The sequence below is a fragment of the Ottowia pentelensis genome (assembly GCF_964341695.1).
On sequence record NZ_OZ224513.1, the window covers coordinates 1,568,777 to 1,585,910 of the forward strand.

A 17,134-nucleotide genomic window follows, 5' to 3' on the forward strand; every position below is an offset into this window, starting at 1 on the left:
TTCTCAGTTCGGAGCACCGATTCGTTCGCGGGGAAACTCCAGGGCGAAGCAGGTGAGCCCATGGCCCGACGTTGCCGTGACACGGCCCCCATGGGCCTCGGCAATGGCGCGCGTGATGGCCAGGCCCAGTCCGGAGCCGTCGGAATCCGGATGGGCCCGGGAAGGATCGGCGCGGTAGAAGCGGTCGAACAGCCGTGGCAGCAGTTTGGGGTCGATGTCGGCGCCGGTGTTCTCCACGACCACCGTGGTCGCTTGCGGGGTGCTGGCGATGTGGATGGCGACGTCCCCGTCCTCGGGCGTGTGGCGCAGGGCATTGGACAGCAGGTTGCTCACCGCGCGGCGGAACATCAGGCGGTCGCCCTCGACCTCGCCATCGCCCTCCAAGTGGAGCCGGATGCGCTTTTCCTCGGCCACGGCCTCGTAGAAGTCGAGCAGCGCCTGCGCGTCCTGGCGCGCGGAAAAACGCTCCTTGTGCGGCAGGTCCACGCCGCGCTCGGTCTTGGCCAGCAGCAGCATGTCGGACACCATGCGCGCCAGCCGCTCGAATTCCTCGGCGTTCGAGGCCAGGATGTCACGGTAGGTTGCGGCGTCGCGCCTGCTCGCCAGCGCCACCTGCGTCTGCGTGAGCAGATTGCTGATGGGCGTGCGCAGCTCGTGTGCCAGATCCGAGGAAAAGTCGGTCAGGCGCTGGAAGTCCTGCTGCAGCCGGTCCAGCATGCGGTTCAGCTCCTGCGCCAGGTCGGCCATCTCCACTGGCACGGCCTGCACCGGCATGCGCTCGCCCAGCCTCTGGCCCGTGACCTTGGCGGCGCGTGACTTCATGTCGCGCAGCGGCGCCAGGCCCTGGCGCGCAGCCAGCCACGAGAGCAGGCCGCACAGGGCGATGGCGGCCAGCACGTAGAGGGTCAGGCTGCGCCGCAGGCCGTCAAGAAACTGCGTGTGGTGCTGCGTATCCGCGGCGATCCAGACGCCAAGCGGGGTGCCGGCGTAGCCGGGCACGGCCTTGAAGACCAGCGTGTGAAAGCGCACATCGCCGTGGCGCAACACCCCAAACGCCTGGGCCTCACCGGCGCCCAGGGTTTTCTCGCCGCGCATGGTGGACGTGAACCCTTCGGACCGAAAGACCACCGCCCCTTGCCCATCCTGCACCAGGGCGTAGAGGTCATGGTGGTAGCTCAGCGCCTCGCCCAGGCGCTGGCGCGCGTCGTCCACCGAACCGGCGTTGTGCAGGACTTCCTCGATCAGGTGCTGCTTGTCCTGCAGCACCATCCGGTCCAGCTCGACGAAATGGCGCTCGATCTCCACCAGAAACAGGGCGCCCAGCCCCAGCACCACCAGGGCCGCCACGGTGGTGAAGAGCAGGGTCAGGCGCCGCGTCAACGGCAGCCGGCCCCAACGCGCCGCCAGCGCCACCTAGTCCTCCCGCGGCACGTCGAGCACGTAGCCCATGCCGCGCACGGTCTGGATCAGCTTGACGGGGTGGCCCTCGTCGATCTTCACGCGCAGGCGGCGCATGGCGACCTCGATGACGTTGGTGTCGCTGTCGAAGTTCATGTCCCACACCTGGGATGCGATCAGCGAGCGCGGCAGCACCTCGCCGTGGCGCCGCATCAAGAGTTCCAGCAGGCCGAACTCCTTGGCCGTCAGGTCCACGCGCCGGCCATTGCGCGAGACCCGGCGGCGCAGCAGATCGAGCTCCAGGTCGGCCACGCGCAGCAGCGTACCGTCGCCGCCCGCAGGGGCGCGGCGCAGGATGATGCGCACCCGGGCCAGCAGCTCCGCGAACGAGAACGGCTTGACCAGATAGTCGTCGGCGCCCAGCTCCAGCCCCTTGACGCGGTCCTCCACCTGGTCGCGCGCTGTCAGAAACAGCACGGGCATCCGCAGGCCGCGTTCGCGCAGCGCCTGCAGCACCTGCCAGCCGTTCAGGCCGGGCAGCATCACGTCCAGGATCACCAGGTCGTAGGCGCCCTGCAGGGCCATGTGCAGCCCGTCGGTGCCATGAGGCACCAGGTCGGCCACGTAGCCGGCCTCGGTCAGGCCCTGGCGCAGGTACGCGCCCGTCTTGGGCTCGTCTTCGACGATCAATATCTTCACCCGCTTGGCTCCTTGGCTGTTCCCGCTTCAGTGTGCCGCGCCGGTGGATTGCTGGCATGAAACTGACAGAAATGTAATGTTGAAAACATCTTGCCGAAAGGCAGGCCCGCCAGAATCTTCGGCATGCGATTCAAGAGTCATTCCCTCTCCGGCCCCTCGGGCCAGGCCTTGCAGCGTCGGCGTTTCTTGCGGACGCTGGCGGCCGGCACCGCACTGAGCGTGCTCGATGCCGCTCTGCCCGCCTGGGCGCTGCAAGACCTGCCGGCAGCCCGCACGGGAACAGCGCCCGAGTTGCGCGGCCCCGTCTTCGACCTGACGCTGGCCGAGACCCGCGTCGATTTCGACGGCCGCACGGGCATCGCCACCACCGTCAACGGCAGCCTGCCCGGCCCGACGCTGCGCATGCGCAAAGGCGAGACGGTGACGATTCGCGTCACCAACCGCCTGCGCGGGACGGCATCGATCCACTGGCACGGCATCATCCTGCCGTTTCAGATGGACGGTGTGCCGGGAATCAGCTTTGCCGGCATCGCGCCCGGCGAGACCTTCACCTACCGCTTTACGCTGGAGCAAAGCGGCACCTACTGGTACCACTCGCACAGCGCCATGCAGGAGGTCACGGGTTTGTACGGCGCGCTCATCGTGGAGCCGCGCGCGGGCGAAACCCTGCGCGCCGAGCGCGAACATGTGGTGCTGCTGTCGGACTGGACAGGCAGCGACCCGATGCGCGCCCTGGCCAAACTCAAGGCCCAGGGCGACGTGTTCAACCAGCACCGCCCGACCTTCGCCAAATTTGTACAGGACGTGCGCGCCAAGGGCATGGATGCGGCCATGGCGGAGCGCGACATGTGGAATGCCATGCGCATGAGCCCGGCCGACCTGGCCGACCTGTCGTCCACCGAGCTCAGCTACCTGGTCAACGGCAGCGCACCGGGCGCCAACTGGACGGCGCTCTTCAAGCCCGGCGAGCGCGTGCGGCTGCGTTGCATCAACGGCAGCAGCAACACGTTTTATGACGTGCGCATACCGGGTCTGCCGCTCACCGTGGTGCAAACCGACGGGCAGGACGTGGAGCCGGTGACCGTGGACGAATTCCGCTTCGGACCTGGCGAGACCTACGACGTGATCGTGCAGCCCAGGGACGACGCGTACACGTTGTTCGCGCAATCGATGGACCGCACCGGCTATGCGCGGGGCACGCTCGCCGTGCGCGAGGGCCTGAGCGCGCCCGTGCCCGCACTCGATGCGGTGCAGTGGCTCACCATGGCCGACATGATGGGCGGCATGGCGCAAGGCAGCGGCCACGACATGGCCGCCGTGGGCCACGGCTCGATGGCCGGAATGAACCACGGCAGCATGCACGGCATGGCGCACCCCATGGCGCCCAACCCATTGCAAAAGCCCGGCACCACGGTGCGCCACGCGCGCACCGAGTGGGGCCCCGGCACCGACATGCGCGTGGACATGCCGCGCACCAACCTGGATGACCCTGGCGTCGGCCTGCGCGGCAACGGCCGGCGCGTGCTCACGCTGGCTGACCTCAAGACCATCGGCGGCTCGCTCTATGCGGGTGGCCCCGAGCGCGAGATCGAGTTGCACCTGACGGGCAACATGGAACGCTACACCTGGTCGTTCGACGGACTGGACTTCGCCGCCAGCGCGCCGGTGCATTTCCGCTACGGCGAGCGCCTGCGCGTGATCCTGCACAACGACACCATGATGACCCACCCCATACACCTGCACGGCATGTGGCAGGAGCTGGAGACCGCCGCGGGCGATTTCGTCGCCCGCAAGCACACCATCCCCGTGCAGCCGGCGCAGCGCGTGAGCTATCTCGTCACGGCCGATGCGCTCGGCCGCTGGGTATGGCACTGCCACCTGATGTTTCACATGGAAATGGGCATGTTCCGCGAGGTGGTGGTGGCATGACAACGCATCCGAACCTGACCCACGCCATCGCGCACGCCCGTGGGCTGCGCCTGGCTCCCGTGGCCTTGACGCTGGTTCTCTGGGGTGCCGGCGCTCCGGCCCTGGCCCAGGATCACGGCGCGCACGGGTCGCACGGCGCTGCACCTCAGCCCACGGCAGCGCCGGTGGCGCCGCCGATGGGCGGTATGGACCAAGGCAGCATGCCCATGCAAGACCGCATGCCTGAGGCGATGACCAACGCCCCCGCGATGAACCACGCTGCCACGCCCATGGAGTACGGCGCCATGCCCGGCATGGGCCATGGTGCCGCGGCCGCCGGCGCGCCATCGGACACCGGCGCGGCGCCCGCCATGGACCACGGCAACATGCAAATGCAGGGCGGCAGCCCGCCCGCCGACGCGCGCGACCCCAATGGCTATTCGGACGGCTTCGTGCGCGGCAGTGGCAAGTATTCCCTGGCGGGCGTGCCGCCCCTGCAGCTCGACGACCAGAGGAGCTTTGCCAACCTCAAGGTCAACCGGCTGGAGCGGGCATGGGCGCGCCACGGCGAAAACGCCACGACGTATGACCTGCAGGCGCGCATCGGCCGTGATTTTGACCATCTGGTCATCAAGGCCGAGGGCGATGTCGCCAAGGGCAAGCTGCACGATTCACGCACCGAGTTGCTCTGGGGGCACGCCATTGCCGCGTACTGGGATACGCAGCTCGGCGTGCGGCTGGACCATGGCGCGGGTAAGGACCGCCAGTGGCTCGCGGCAGGCGTGCAAGGCCTGGCGCCCTATTGGTTCGAGATCGACGCGACCGCGTATCTGGGCAGTGGCGGCCGCACCGCGCTGCGGTTCGAAGGATCGTATGACCTGCTGCTCACGCAAAAGCTTGTGCTGCAGCCGCGCACCGAGTGGAATTTCTACGGCAAGAGCGATCCGGACAATGCCATCGGCAGCGGCCTTGCCAACGCCAGCGCCGGCATGCGCCTGCGCTACGAAATCACGCGCCAGATCGCGCCCTACGTCGGGGTCGAGTGGCAGCACAGCTTTGGCCGCACACGGGATTTGGTGCGCGCCGCGGGCGACCGCGCGAGCCAGACGCGCTGGGTGGCCGGCGTGAGCTTCTGGTTCTGATTCTTTGCAGGAGTTGTTTGAATGAAGAAAACATTCGTTGTTGCGTTGCTTGCTGCCGCGGCGGTTCCGCTGGCCGCGCTCGCCGCCGGCACGCACGCGGGCGGCCACGACATGCCGGCCTCGCACGGCAATATGAGCGCGTCCGAGCACGCCGCCCTGTTCGGCCAGCCGGGCGATCCGGCCAGGGTCATGCGCACCGTGGACGTGGTGCTGGACGATGACATGCGCTTTCATCCTTCCAGCATCGACGTGAAGGTTGGCGACACGGTGCGCTTCGTGGTGCGCAACGCCGGCAAGGTGAGGCACGAAATGGTGCTCGGATCGCTCGATGAACTGAAGGAACACGCTGTGCAGATGCGCGCCCATCCCGGCATGGCGCACAGCGAGCCCAACCAGTTGAACCTCAAGCCAGGCCAGCGTGGCAGCATGGTGTGGCAGTTCACCCAGCCGGGCCAGGTCGATTTCGCTTGCACCGAACCGGGGCACCTCGAAGCCGGCATGGTCGGGCAAGTCCAGGTTGCGCCTTGAGTCCGGTCGGCAGCGTGCCGCGCTTCGCCGCCTTGGCACGCAAGCCGCTGGTCCTCGCCACTGCCGGCTTGCTGACCCTGCTGCTGGTGGCAGGAATGGGCTATTTTTCCCTGCGCGCCAGTGGGTCGCAGGCGAGCTCCTTGCACAGCCTGCGCCCCGATGACCCCCAAGCGCTACGCGTTGGCGCGCGCATTTACGCGCAGCAATGCGCGGCCTACCATGGCGCCAGGGGTGAGGGCCAGCCCGACTGGCGCGAGCGCGGGCCTGACGGTCTGCTGCCGGCGCCGCCGCACGACGCGAGCGGCCACACCTGGCACCATCCGGACGAACAGCTGTTCGCCATCACCAAGCAGGGCCTGGCCCGGCTGATCAACCAGCCCGACTACCGCACGGCCATGCCCGTCTACGATGGCGTGTTGAACGACGATGAGATCGTGGCCGTGCTGTCGTGGATCAAGGCGCAATGGCCGCCCGAGGTGCGGCAGCGTCACGATGCGATCAACGTCGAGTACCGCAAGTCCTTGTCCCGTTAGCCATCCGGGCGCGGGATGGGTGGGGCGCGTGGAAGGGGTTGACTCTTCCATGATGGGAAGGTTCAGAATCGAATTCAATCGATGAAGGCACTGTCATGAACGAGCATCTGCATCACCACGACCAGGCGGAGGGCGAACCGGCCCCGGCGGGCACCATCTACACCTGCCCCATGCACCCCGAGGTGCGGCAGGATCATCCCGGCGACTGCCCGAAGTGCCACATGCACCTGGTGCCCGAGGGCCAGGCAGCTTCGGGTGACCAGCATCACCATCACGGCCATGCAGCGGGTGAACAGGCCTCGACGGCCGCGACGCCACAGCAGGCCCCGGCGGGCACCATCTATACCTGCCCCATGCACCCCGAGGTGCGGCAGGATCACCCCGGCAACTGCCCCATATGCCACATGAACCTGGTTCCGGAAGGGCAGGTGGCTTCAGCCCACGACCACCATCACCACGGCCACGCCATCGGCGAACACGTCGGGATGACGGCGGCTGCACCGCCCCAGGAGGCCCCGGCCGGTACCATCTACACCTGCCCCATGCACCCCGAGATCCGGCAGGACCATCCGGGCAATTGCCCGATCTGCGGCATGACGCTGGAGCCGGTGATTCCGCTGGGCGAAGAGGACAACAGCGAGCTGCACGACTTCCAGCGCCGCTTCTGGTGGACGCTGCCGCTCACGCTGATCGTCACCTTCCTGGCCATGTTCGGCCATCGCCTGGGTTGGTTCGCACCGGCCACGCAGAGCTGGATCGAGCTGGTGCTGTCCCTGCCCGTGGTGTTGTGGGCCGGCTGGCCCTTCTTCGTGCGCGGCGTGCAGTCCATCCGCAAGCGCAGCCCCAACATGTGGACGCTGATCGGCCTGGGCACGTCGGCGGCCTTTGTCTACAGCGTGGTCGCGACCGTGGCGCCGGGCGTGTTCCCGGCCTCGTTCGTGGCCATGGGCCGCGTGGCCGTGTACTTCGAGGCGGCGGTGGTCATCATCTCCCTGACCCTGTTGGGCCAGATCCTGGAGCTGAAGGCGCGCTCGCAGACCTCGGCGGCCATCAAGTCCCTGCTGGGCCTGGCGCCCAAGACCGCGCGGCGCATCAATGCCGACGGCAGCGAGGAGGACGTGCCGCTGACCCATGTCCATGTGGGCGACCTGCTGCGCGTGCGCCCCGGCGAGAAGGTGCCGGTCGATGGCGTGGTGACCGAGGGCCGCAGCGCGGTCGATGAGTCCATGCTGACCGGCGAGCCCGTTCCCGTGACCAAGCGCGCGGGCGACAAGCTGATCGGCGCCACGCTCAACACCAGCGGCGCGCTGGTCATGCGCGCCGACAAGGTGGGCGCGGCCACCGTGCTGTCGCAGATCGTGCAGATGGTGGCCAATGCCCAGCGCTCCAAGGCGCCCATGCAGCGCATGGCCGACAAGGTGGCGGGCAAGTTCGTCGTGGTCGTGGTGGCGATCGCCATCCTGACCTTCTTCGCCTGGGGCCTGTTCGGGCCCGAGCCGAGCTGGGTATACGGCCTGGTCAACGCCGTGGCCGTGCTGATCATCGCCTGCCCCTGCGCGCTGGGACTGGCCACGCCGATGTCGGTGATGGTGGCCACGGGCCGCGCCGCCACGCAGGGCGTACTGTTCCGCGATGCCGGCGCGATCGAGAAGATGCGTGAGGTGGACACCCTGATCGTGGACAAGACCGGCACGCTGACCGAGGGCCGGCCGGCCTTCGACACGGCCGTCGCCGCCCCGGGCTACACCGCGGACGAGGTGCTGCGGCTGGCGGCCAGCCTGGACCAGGGCAGCGAGCACCCGCTGGCCGATGCCATCGTCAGCGCGGCGCGCGAGAAAAAATTGCCACTGGCCAAGCCGGCCGACTTCGAGTCGGGCAGCGGCATCGGCGTGCGCGGCACGGTCGAGGGCCGGCGCCTGGCCTTGGGCAATACCGCGCTCATGGAGCAGGAGGGTCTGGACGTGTCTGCCTTGAAGGCCGACGCCGAGCGCCTGCGCGGCGAAGGCGCCAGCGTCATGCACCTGGCCGTCGATGGCCGGCTGGCCGGCCTGCTGGCCGTGACCGACCCCATCAAGTCCAGCACGCCCGAGGCCATCCGCATCCTGCACGCCAGCGGCCTGCGCATCGTCATGGCCACGGGCGACGGCCTGACCACGGCCCAGGCGGTGGCCGCCAAGCTGGGCATCGACGAGGTGCATGGCGAGGTCAAGCCCGCCGACAAGCTGGCCCTGGTCGAGAAACTGCAGCGCGAAGGCCATGTGGTCGCCATGGCCGGCGACGGCATCAACGATGCGCCAGCGCTGGCCCGCGCCGATGTGGGCGTGGCCATGGGCACCGGCACCGACGTGGCCATGAACAGCGGCCAGGTCACGCTGGTCAAGGGCGACCTGCGCGGCATCGCGGCCGCGCGCCAGATCTCCATCGACACGGTGCGCAACATGCACCAGAACCTGGGCTTCGCCTTCGTCTACAACGGCATCGGCATACCGATCGCCGCCGGCGTGCTGTATCCATTCACCGGCTTGCTGCTGTCGCCCATGATCGCGGCGCTGGCGATGAGCCTGAGCTCGGCCTCGGTGATCACCAACGCACTGCGACTGCGCGGGGCCAAGATGTAGCAAGTCGGCCGACGGTTTGGGTAATCATTTAAGAGAAAATGGCCGCTGGCGCCCGCCAATCAAGCGCGAGCAGCTATCAAAAATGAATTTTTCGGCAACGTCAGTCGATCTCAATCGACCTGCTCGAAGTCGATGTAGCCGCGCGTTACGTTGGTGTCCACCAGCCGGGCGCGCACCTTGTCGCCCACCTTCAGCTCGCGGCTGGGCAGCAGCTTGCCGTCGGCCGGCGGATCGAAGATGCGCAGCCAGGTGTTGCCCTTGGACTGGCCGGTGACCACGCCGTCGAACAGCTGGCCGATGCGCTCTTCCAGCAGCATGGCGGCCTCGGACTTGCGCAGCTGGCGCTCGACCTTGTTGGCCGCGTCTTCCTGGCGCGTGCAGTGGGCCGCCAGCATCTCCAGCTCGGTGTGCGAGTAGGGCGATGAGACGTCCGCCAGCGCCGCCTTGATCAGGCGGCCGGTGATCAGGTCGGGAAAGCGGCGGTTGGGCGCGGTGGAATGGGAGTAGTCGCGCACCGCCAGGCCGAAGTGGCCGATCTTGGGGCCGCCCGGACGCTCGACCACGTACTCGCCGCGGCCCATCAGCTTGACGATGGTGAGCGACAGGTCGGGAAAGCGCAGCGGGTCGCGCCGGCGCTCGGTTTGCAAGAATTTTTCGAGCGCGCTGGAGTCGGGCTCGGGCGGCAGCGTGGTGCCGCGTTCGGCCGCCAGCTCGGCGATGCGCGCCCAGCGCTCGGGCGAGCGCACCACGCGGCGGATGGAAGCGCGCCGCTTGCCGGCCAGGTAGCGCGCGCTGACGCCGTTGGTGGCGACCATGAACTCCTCGATCAACTGGCGCGCGCGGTTTTGCTCCTGCTGGCGAATCGCCACCACCCGGTCGCCGTCGAACTCGGCGCGCGGCTGCAGCGTTTGAAATTCAAGTGCGCCCTGTTCGCGCCGGCGCGCGCGCAGCTGCTGCGCCACCGAATCCTGCGTGCGCAGCTGCTGGTCCATGCCGGGCACGCGGTCGGCCGCCTCGGGCAGGGGCCCGTCGCCGGTGATCCAGGCCGACACGGCGTCGTAGGCCAGCTGCGCCTGGTTGCGCACGCGCGCGCGCTGGATGTGGCTGCGCAGCAGCGCGCCGTCGGGCGCGAACACCATCTCGGTAACGGTGGCCGCGCGCACCTGGTGGGGGTTGAGCGAGGTGAGGTCGGTCGAGAGCTTCTCGGGCAGCATCGGGAAGATGCGCGCCGAGGTGTAGACGCTGGTGGTGTTGACCTGCGCGTGGCGGTCGATGGGCGTGTCCTTTTCGATCAGCGCATCGACGTCGGCGATCGCCACCCAAATTTTCACGCTGCCGTCCGGCAGGGTCTCGCTCACGGTGAGCTGGTCCAGGTCGCGCGAGTCGTCGTTGTCGATCGAGCACCAGGGCAGGCCGGTCAGATCGACGATGTCGGTGCCCTCGGCCAGGCCCGGCCCGTCGATGCCGCGCAACTGCTGTAGCGCCGGGGCGGAAAACTCGGGCTGCAGACCCCGCTCGCGCATGGCGGCCACGGCCAGGTCGGCCAGCTCTTCTTTTTGGTGCGGGTGCAGCGCCATGGGTCCAGGAACTCCGTCGGGGTTGTCTCGGGCCATCTTAGCGGAGCGACCCGCGCAGGCCCTCCCAGTCTGGATTGCCGAACCGCCGTCCGGCCGCAATAATGGGGCCGAACAGCAGGCTGCGAGCCTGCATCACGAGATGGAGGGAGCCCCATGTCGCCAACGCAGCGTCCTCATTGGCCCAGCCTTCCTGCCGCCCTGGCCCTTGCCGTCGGGTTGGCAGTCTCCCCGCCGCTGTGCGCGCAGAGCGACGTGCCGGCTGCCGTCACACCGCGGGCAACCGTGCCCGCTCAGGCCCCGCCGCGCGTCGTCGCCTACCTGGGCCTCGGCCCGAGCGAGTCGGTGAAGCTTTGCATGAACGAGGTGCGCGATGAACTGGAAAAGGCAGGCTGGTCGTTCGACGGGCAAGTGAGGCTCGAATGGAACGACGTCGCCAACGATCCGAGCCGCTATGCCTCGGCGGCGCAGGCGATGGTGGCGCGCCGCCCGGACGTGCTGCTCGCGACCGACAACCCACCGGCCGAAGCCCTGATGAACGCCACCAAGGAGCTGCCCATCGTCGTGATGGGGCCGACCAATATCGGCAAGGTTCTGGATGCGCAGTTGCGCCCATTGGCCAACGTTACGGGGGTTTCGCTGGGCCTGAAAGGCCAATTCGCGATCAAGCCGATGGAAATGCTGCTGCGGGCGTTTCCGCAGGCGCGCCGCATCGGCATGATCTCCAACCGCGACAACATCGGGCACGAGCGGGCACAAGGCCTCGGACTTTTTGCGGACATGCTGCAGCAGGCCGACGTCGAGGGGCTGCGCGTGCGTTTCTCGGGCAAGGACGATATCGCTCGCGCCTGGGACGAACTGGCGCGCCTCGGGGTCGATGCGGTGCTGATTTGGCCGGATTCCTCGGTGTTTCTCGGCGAGCACGCGCAGCAGGCGCTGCGGGTGCGGCTGCCGGCGATTTCGCACTCCTCGTGGTTCGCCACCCGCCATGGCGGCCTGCTCAGCTATGGCTCCATCGGTCGCGTCAGCATGTGCGGGCGCGGAGCACGCTATGTGAACCAGATACTGCGTGGCCGTCCCTTGGCCGAGTTGCCGGTCGAAGAACTGTACGAAGCGGCGCTGGTCGTCAACCTCGACACCGCCGAGCGCATCGGCGTGACGCTGCCGTCGGCGCTGATCGAGCGCGCTGATCGCCTGATCCGGCCGGGCGAACGCACGCTGGCGCCAACGGCCGACGCCCATTTGCCTGCCGCGCGCTGATGCTCGCGCGCCGCCGCCTGTGGCACACCTACGCGCTGTGGATCAGCGCGTTGGTCACGCTGGTGCTGGCGGCCAGTGGCGTGGCCCAGCTGTGGCTGATCCAGCGCGAGACCCGGACCGCCGTGGAGGCCCAGCAGGCGCTCGAAGCCAACCGGGCTTCGGCCCGCATCGACCGCTTCATGCGCGAGGCCGGCACCTTGCTGCGCGCCAGCCTGTCGCTGCTGGATTCGGGCCACATCGGCGAAGTGGACGCCGACGTCCAGGTCGAGCTGCTGCGCCTGATGAGGCAAGCGCCGGCGATCGACGAGCTGTACTGGATCGACCCGCACGGCATGGAGCGTGTGCGCGTCTCGCGCATGGGGTCGGACCGCGTCGGCACGGGTGAAGACCGCAGCGGCTTGCCCGAGTTTCTGAACGCGCGGGCCGACGCGCCGTGGTTCGGTCCTGTCACCTACACCGGCAACCAGCCGCGCGTGGTGATGGCGCGCCGTGGCTGGCGGGAGCACAGCGGCGTGCTCGCCGCGAACCTGGACCTGGCGCAGTTGCGCAACATCATCGACGACACCCGCTTCGGCCGCGAGGGCCATGCCTACCTTGTCGACGGCGAGGGGCACCTGTTGGCGCACCCCGAGTTTTTGCAGGTGCTGGCGCGCCCCGACTGGACGGCCCGCCCGGCCGTGCAGGCGGCGATCGCCGACGACAGCGCCGATCCGGGCGATCTGGTCGAGTTCGACACGCCCGAGGGCGAATCGGTCGTGGCCTACTTCACCAAACTGAGCGTGCCCGGCTGGCGCCTGATCACCGAACAGCCGCGCGACGAGGCCTTTGCACCGGTGTACCGGGCGTTGGCCACAGCCTTGTTGATCCTGGTGCTCGCCGTGCTGGCGGGCTCGGCCGTCGGCACTGTGCTGGCACGCCGGGTGGTGCACCCGATCCAGCAGCTTGCCGAGGGCGCCGACCGCATCGGCGAGGGCCGGCTCGAGCACCGCATCGAGCTGGCGCGGGGTGACGAGCTGGGCCACTTGGCGACCCGGTTCAATCAGATGGCCGAGCGCCTGGGCGACTCGTACCGGCAGCTCGAAACCCGGGTGGCCGAGCGCACCCGGCAACTGGCCGCCGCCAACGCCTTGCTGCACGCCAGGCGCGACGAAGCCGAGCAGGCCAGCCAAGCCAAGACGCGCTTTTTGGCCTCGGCCAGCCACGACCTGCGCCAGCCGCTGCACACCATCAGCCTGCTGGTGGGCGTGCTGCGCCGGCAGGCCGTCACGCCCGAGGTGGGCCAGCTGGTGAACCACATCCAGGCCTCGGTCGCCGCGATGGAGGCGCTGTTCGTCGGCCTGCTCGACATCTCGAAGCTGGACGCCGGCATGGCCCGGCCGGTGCCGGGCGACCATGACCTGGCCGAACTGCTGCGCCGGGTGGCGGCCAGCCACGGGCCGGAGGCTGCCCGCAAGGGGCTGCGGCTGTCGGTGGTACCCAGCCGTTGCGCCGTGCACACCGACGCGGTGCTGCTGGAGCGTGTGCTCGGCAACCTGGTGTCCAACGCGATCCGCTACACCCAGCACGGCAAGGTGCTGGTGGGCTGCCGCCGGCGCCCCGGCGGCATCGAGCTGCAGGTGTGGGACACCGGCATCGGCATTGCGCCGGCCCAGTTGGCGCATGTCTTCGACGAGTTCTACCAGATCGACAACCCCGAGCGCGACCGCGGCAAGGGGCTCGGGCTGGGCCTGGCCATCGTCAAGCGCACGCTCGACCTGCTGGGCCATCGGTACGCATTGCGTTCGGCGCCGGGCCGAGGCACCTGCTTCTCGATCCTGCTGCCCACCGCCGAGGCGCTGCCGCGGGTGCCGGCGCAGCCCGAGGCGCTCGCGGCCAGGCCGCGCATCGCCGGCGCGTTCGTCGTGGTGATCGACGACGAGGCCGACACGCGCCGTGCCATGCAGGCGCTGTGCCACAGCTGGGGCGCGCACGTGCTTACCGCGGCGTCGGCCGAGCAGTGCCTGACCCTGCTGGACGAACACCTGCGCGACCCCGACCTGATCTTGAGCGACTATCGGCTGCGCGAGCACCAGGACGGCCTGGCTGCCGTGCGGCAGGTTCGGGCGCACATCGGCCAGCCGGTGCCGGCGATCATCATCACCGGCGATACCGCCACCGCCGACCTGCGGCGCGTCACCGACGCCGGCCTGCCGCTGCTGCACAAGCCGGTGGGCGCGGACCGGCTGCTGGCGGCGATCGAGGCTGAACTCGGTGCTCACCCAACTGGGGGATGCGAGGTGGTGGAAACGCAATCAGACTCCGACCATGAGGATTCTGCTGGTCGATGATCACGCGCTGTTTCGCGACGGCGTGGCGCTGCTGCTCAAGGAGCTCGATGCGGCAGTGCAGGTCTCGCATGCCGCCAACCTCGACGAGGCGCTGGCCATTCTTGACGGCGATGCCGGAATCGACCTGATCCTGCTCGACTTCATCCTGCCCGGCATGCACGGCCTGCAGGCGCTGGAGACGGTGCGCGAGCGCCACCCCGGCGTGCCGCTGGTCATGCTGTCCTCGCAGGAAGACCAGGTCACCGTGCTGCGCTCGATCCAGCTGGGGGCAATGGGTTTCATCCCGAAGTCGGCCCCGTCCGGCCAGATGTTCGAGGCCTTGCGCACCGTGCTGGCGCGGCGCATCTACGTGCCACCGCTCAGCCTGGCCGGCATCGCGCTGCCCGTGCCGGCGCGTGCCTGCACCAGCCCGGCCGAACTCGGGCTCACCCCGCGCCAGACGCAGGTGCTGCGGCTGATTCTGGAGGGCAAGCCCATGAAGCTGATCGCGCGCGAGTTGGGCCTGAGCCCCAACACCACCAAGACCCACGTCAGCGCCGTGTTGCGTGCGCTCGCCGTCACCACGCGCACCCAGGCCATCGTGGCGGCCAATCGCATGGGGCTGGTGCTGGGGGACGACGCTTCCTGAACCGTCGGGCGCGCGGCCGACACCGCCGTCGTCCAGGTGCCGAGTGCGCTGGATCGAAAGCCGCCGCGCAGGCGCGGGTGGAGCGGCTGGGTGTTCTTCAAAGCAAATCGATCGGCTTCCATCGCTCACCCAACTGGGTGATGTACGGGGGATATGTTTCTTTTAGTGTTCCCAGTGTCGAGAGACCCGGTCCAGGCAAACCCCAGGAGGAACACCATGAAAGCCCGCACCCGAAACCTGCTGATCCACGCTTTCGCCGCTTCCGCCGTGCTGTCGCTGGCGGCCTGCGGCGGCGACGGCGACGACCCGCCGGCGGCGCCGCCCGATCCGGCGCCAGCCCCCGCGCCCAACCCTGGCCCGGGGCCTGCGCCCGCGCCCGCACCCGCGCCGGCACCCAGCCCCGATCCCGACCCGACGCCGCCGCCTCCGGATCCGGTTCCGCCGCCGCCGGCGCCGCCGCCCGGCCCCCCCGGGCCGCCGACTCCTGTCACGCTGTTTGGCCAGGTCACGCGCAACGCCGCGCTCCAGAACGCCACGGTCTGCCTGGACCTGAACGACAACGGCGCCTGCGACGCGGGCGAGCCGGCTTCGGCCGCCACCGGGGTCAACGGCCAGTACTCGCTGACCACCATGCCGGCCGACGCCGCTGCCGCGCGCCTGATCGCCGTGGTCAAGGCCAACGTGACGATCGACGCCAACAAGCCGGGCCAGCCTGTCACTACCGGATCCGACTACGTGATGACGCGTCCCAAGGGCAGTGCCGGCGGCATCAACCCGCTGACCACGCTGGTTCAGGCCGGGGTGGCCGCAGGCATGACCGAATCGACCGCGCGCAGCAACGTGGCCAGCCAGCTGGGCATTGCCGCCGGCAAGATCGACAACTATCAGGGCGATCCGCCGGCCAGCGACGACAACGTGCAGGACACCGCGCGCTGGATCGCGGCCTTCACCTCGGTGGCGCTGCGCGAGGGCATTCCGCTGGCGGTGCACAACCCGGCAGTCGCCGGCGCGGCCTACGAGTTGATGGACAACCTGATCTGGTTCAACGCCAGCAACTATTACTCGCGCAGCCTGCAGATCGCGGCGCGACCGGCCGGTACGGTGGCCGCCACCGCCACGGACGAGCGCGCGCGCAAGAACGGCGGTGCCGCCCAGCCGGACTTCGGCTCAGCCACCAGCCTGTACCGCGCCGCTTACCTCACGCCCACCGGCTGGCAGATGTGCGGGCGCAACACGCCGACGCCTGTCATCACCACCACCGGCGGCAACCCCAGCCGCTCGGTGTACTGCGGCACGTCGGTGGCCATCACCATCAACCAGAGCACCCCGGTCACGGGCACCCTGGCCGACCTGGTGACCAACTGGCAGGGGCGGGGGGCGCTCAACCGCATCAACAACGACGGCACCTCGACCGCCAACCTGCTGGGTGCCCTGGGTAGCGCGGCATTGCCGGCCGGCGCCGAGGAGACCCACCGCCGCGCACTGACCCTGTCGTCCGACATCGTCATCACCGACACCTGGACGCGTGCCATCACGCAGGCCGACGGTCGGGACACCCTGTCGGGCGTGGTGGCGCATTACGCGGTTGCCAGCGTCGACACCTCGACCGGGACGAACGCCGGCAACACCACGCTCAGTATGGGGCTGGGGTCGACCGACATGAAGACCATGCGCGTGGCGTTCGGCGCTGGCAATGCGGCGCACTACTACGAATGCGACCTGGCCACGCCCGGCGGCAACTTCGCCAACCCGCCCAACTGCCAGACCACCACCACCGGCACCTACAGCATCGTGACCGTCAACGGCGCCCAGATCATGCGCTTTGCCGGCCACCCGGCGGTGGACGCCAGCATCGGCTACGACGTCGTCTACACCCAGATCGACTGGGGCGGCGGGCCGCCCAACCGGTGGGTGTACCGCGCCCATGCCACCAAGCCCGACTACCAGAACCGCTTTGCCCAGTCGCTGCGGCTGAACGGCGCGGCCTGGTCGGCGTTCAAGACCCAACTGGGCCTGTAAACCAGCACCGCCGCGGGCCTGCCGGTCCGCGGCGCTACCTTGCAAGATGAAGGAGTGTTGTCATGAAAGCCATGGTCCCTGCCCTGTTGTCCGTCGTGGCCGTCCTGGCCGGTTGTGCCGCTGGGCCACCGCCCGCCGCCGACTTTCCGCCCGGCGCCCGCATCCCGGCGACCGGCGAGATCACATCGCTGCTGCGCGGCAAGTCGTTTACCCTGGCCAACCCCAACGGCAGCACCACGCGCGTCGACCATGCCGCCGACGCGAGCAGCGGCATAGTGGTCTATTTTGGCGGCCGCTCCGACAGCGGCACCTGGCGCGCCGAGGACGGACGCGTGTGCTATCAGTTCAAGACCATCCCATCGGCATGCAATGACGTGCGGATGGTGGGCGCGAACATTTATTTCAAGCGCGGCAGCAGTGGTCAGGTCGTGCAGCTGGTGCCGCGCTGAAACGCGCACGCGGTCGCGCAGAAAAACGGGCGAGCACAGGGTCTTCCACCG

Annotated in this window: 14 protein-coding genes; 10 read left to right on the forward strand and 4 right to left on the reverse strand. The window is 69.0% G+C overall.

The genetic code is table 11. The features are described 5' to 3' along the window. Positions 1–3 precede the first annotated feature (3 nt). Genes ACWHMB_RS07600 through ACWHMB_RS07610 form a run of 3 tightly spaced genes read right to left on the reverse strand, consistent with a single transcriptional unit; the run spans position 4 to position 2,222 of the window. Positions 4–1,413, reverse strand: coding sequence for a heavy metal sensor histidine kinase (locus ACWHMB_RS07600; RefSeq protein ID WP_377480275.1), 1,410 nt, complete (start codon positions 1,411–1,413; stop codon positions 4–6). Beyond that, positions 1,414–2,097, reverse strand: coding sequence for a heavy metal response regulator transcription factor (locus ACWHMB_RS07605; RefSeq protein ID WP_293226548.1), 684 nt, complete (start codon positions 2,095–2,097; stop codon positions 1,414–1,416). Continuing rightward, positions 2,094–2,222, reverse strand: a complete 129-nt coding sequence (locus ACWHMB_RS07610; protein WP_377480272.1) for a hypothetical protein — start codon at positions 2,220–2,222, stop codon at positions 2,094–2,096. The genes ACWHMB_RS07605 and ACWHMB_RS07610 overlap by 4 nt, the downstream gene beginning before the upstream one ends. Here ACWHMB_RS07610 and ACWHMB_RS07615 point away from each other — a divergent pair. The 5 genes from ACWHMB_RS07615 to ACWHMB_RS07635 all read left to right on the forward strand — a co-directional run bounded on the left by ACWHMB_RS07615 (position 2,221) and on the right by ACWHMB_RS07635 (position 8,826). Further along, on the forward strand, positions 2,221–4,026 hold the full coding sequence (locus tag ACWHMB_RS07615; protein WP_377480269.1) for a copper resistance system multicopper oxidase: 1,806 nt from the start codon (positions 2,221–2,223) through the stop codon (positions 4,024–4,026). The two genes, ACWHMB_RS07610 and ACWHMB_RS07615, sit on opposite strands and share 2 nt — an antisense overlap. Beyond that, positions 4,023–5,147 (forward strand): copper resistance protein B, encoded by a 1,125-nt coding sequence (locus ACWHMB_RS07620; RefSeq protein WP_377480266.1) that lies wholly within the window; start codon positions 4,023–4,025, stop codon positions 5,145–5,147. The genes ACWHMB_RS07615 and ACWHMB_RS07620 overlap by 4 nt, the downstream gene beginning before the upstream one ends. A gap of 21 nt (positions 5,148–5,168) precedes the next feature. Continuing rightward, on the forward strand, positions 5,169–5,675 hold the full coding sequence (locus tag ACWHMB_RS07625; protein WP_377480263.1) for a cupredoxin domain-containing protein: 507 nt from the start codon (positions 5,169–5,171) through the stop codon (positions 5,673–5,675). 32 nt (positions 5,676–5,707) lie between these two features. Next, entirely contained in the window at positions 5,708–6,208 is a 501-nt protein-coding gene (locus ACWHMB_RS07630; RefSeq protein WP_377480799.1) for a c-type cytochrome, read from the forward strand. Between the two features lie 95 nt (positions 6,209–6,303). Continuing rightward, a complete protein-coding gene (locus ACWHMB_RS07635; protein WP_377480260.1) occupies positions 6,304–8,826 on the forward strand; it encodes a copper-transporting P-type ATPase in 2,523 nt (840 codons plus the stop codon). Positions 8,827–8,936: 110 nt separating this feature from the next. Here the strand turns inward: ACWHMB_RS07635 and ACWHMB_RS07640 are convergent, their stop codons facing one another. Continuing rightward, positions 8,937–10,403 carry an RNB domain-containing ribonuclease gene (locus ACWHMB_RS07640; RefSeq protein ID WP_377480256.1) on the reverse strand — a complete coding sequence of 489 codons (1,467 nt, stop codon included), beginning with the start codon at positions 10,401–10,403 and terminating at the stop codon, positions 8,937–8,939. A gap of 153 nt (positions 10,404–10,556) precedes the next feature. Between ACWHMB_RS07640 and ACWHMB_RS07645 the strand changes: the two genes are divergently transcribed. From ACWHMB_RS07645 to ACWHMB_RS07665, 5 genes are all read left to right on the forward strand, one after another. Next, entirely contained in the window at positions 10,557–11,660 is a 1,104-nt protein-coding gene (locus ACWHMB_RS07645; protein WP_377480253.1) for an ABC transporter substrate-binding protein, read from the forward strand. Next, a complete protein-coding gene (locus ACWHMB_RS07650) occupies positions 11,660–13,987 on the forward strand; it encodes a hybrid sensor histidine kinase/response regulator (RefSeq protein ID WP_377480250.1) in 2,328 nt (775 codons plus the stop codon). Before ACWHMB_RS07645 ends, ACWHMB_RS07650 begins: the two co-directional genes overlap by 1 nt. Further along, the gene (locus ACWHMB_RS07655; RefSeq protein WP_293226531.1) at positions 13,965–14,615 is read left to right on the forward strand and encodes a response regulator; all 651 of its coding nucleotides are present in this window, start codon (positions 13,965–13,967) and stop codon (positions 14,613–14,615) included. The genes ACWHMB_RS07650 and ACWHMB_RS07655 overlap by 23 nt, the downstream gene beginning before the upstream one ends. Before the next feature lie 216 nt (positions 14,616–14,831). Further along, the gene (locus tag ACWHMB_RS07660; protein WP_293226529.1) at positions 14,832–16,634 is read left to right on the forward strand and encodes a hypothetical protein; all 1,803 of its coding nucleotides are present in this window, start codon (positions 14,832–14,834) and stop codon (positions 16,632–16,634) included. Positions 16,635–16,696: 62 nt separating this feature from the next. Next, the gene (locus ACWHMB_RS07665) at positions 16,697–17,083 is read left to right on the forward strand and encodes a hypothetical protein (RefSeq protein ID WP_293226527.1); all 387 of its coding nucleotides are present in this window, start codon (positions 16,697–16,699) and stop codon (positions 17,081–17,083) included. Positions 17,084–17,134 lie beyond the last annotated feature (51 nt).

Coding starts and splice junctions, on each gene's coding strand:
- ACWHMB_RS07615 (WP_377480269.1), top strand. CDS start 2,221: ATGCGATTCAAGAGTCATTCCCTCTCCGGCCCCTCGGGCCAGGCCTTG.
- ACWHMB_RS07610 (WP_377480272.1), bottom strand. CDS start 2,222: ATGCCGAAGATTCTGGCGGGCCTGCCTTTCGGCAAGATGTTTTCAACA.
- ACWHMB_RS07620 (WP_377480266.1), top strand. CDS start 4,023: ATGACAACGCATCCGAACCTGACCCACGCCATCGCGCACGCCCGTGGG.
- ACWHMB_RS07625 (WP_377480263.1), top strand. CDS start 5,169: ATGAAGAAAACATTCGTTGTTGCGTTGCTTGCTGCCGCGGCGGTTCCG.
- ACWHMB_RS07635 (WP_377480260.1), top strand. CDS start 6,304: ATGAACGAGCATCTGCATCACCACGACCAGGCGGAGGGCGAACCGGCC.
- ACWHMB_RS07640 (WP_377480256.1), bottom strand. CDS start 10,403: ATGGCGCTGCACCCGCACCAAAAAGAAGAGCTGGCCGACCTGGCCGTG.
- ACWHMB_RS07645 (WP_377480253.1), top strand. CDS start 10,557: ATGTCGCCAACGCAGCGTCCTCATTGGCCCAGCCTTCCTGCCGCCCTG.
- ACWHMB_RS07650 (WP_377480250.1), top strand. CDS start 11,660: ATGCTCGCGCGCCGCCGCCTGTGGCACACCTACGCGCTGTGGATCAGC.
- ACWHMB_RS07655 (WP_293226531.1), top strand. CDS start 13,965: ATGAGGATTCTGCTGGTCGATGATCACGCGCTGTTTCGCGACGGCGTG.
- ACWHMB_RS07660 (WP_293226529.1), top strand. CDS start 14,832: ATGAAAGCCCGCACCCGAAACCTGCTGATCCACGCTTTCGCCGCTTCC.
- ACWHMB_RS07665 (WP_293226527.1), top strand. CDS start 16,697: ATGAAAGCCATGGTCCCTGCCCTGTTGTCCGTCGTGGCCGTCCTGGCC.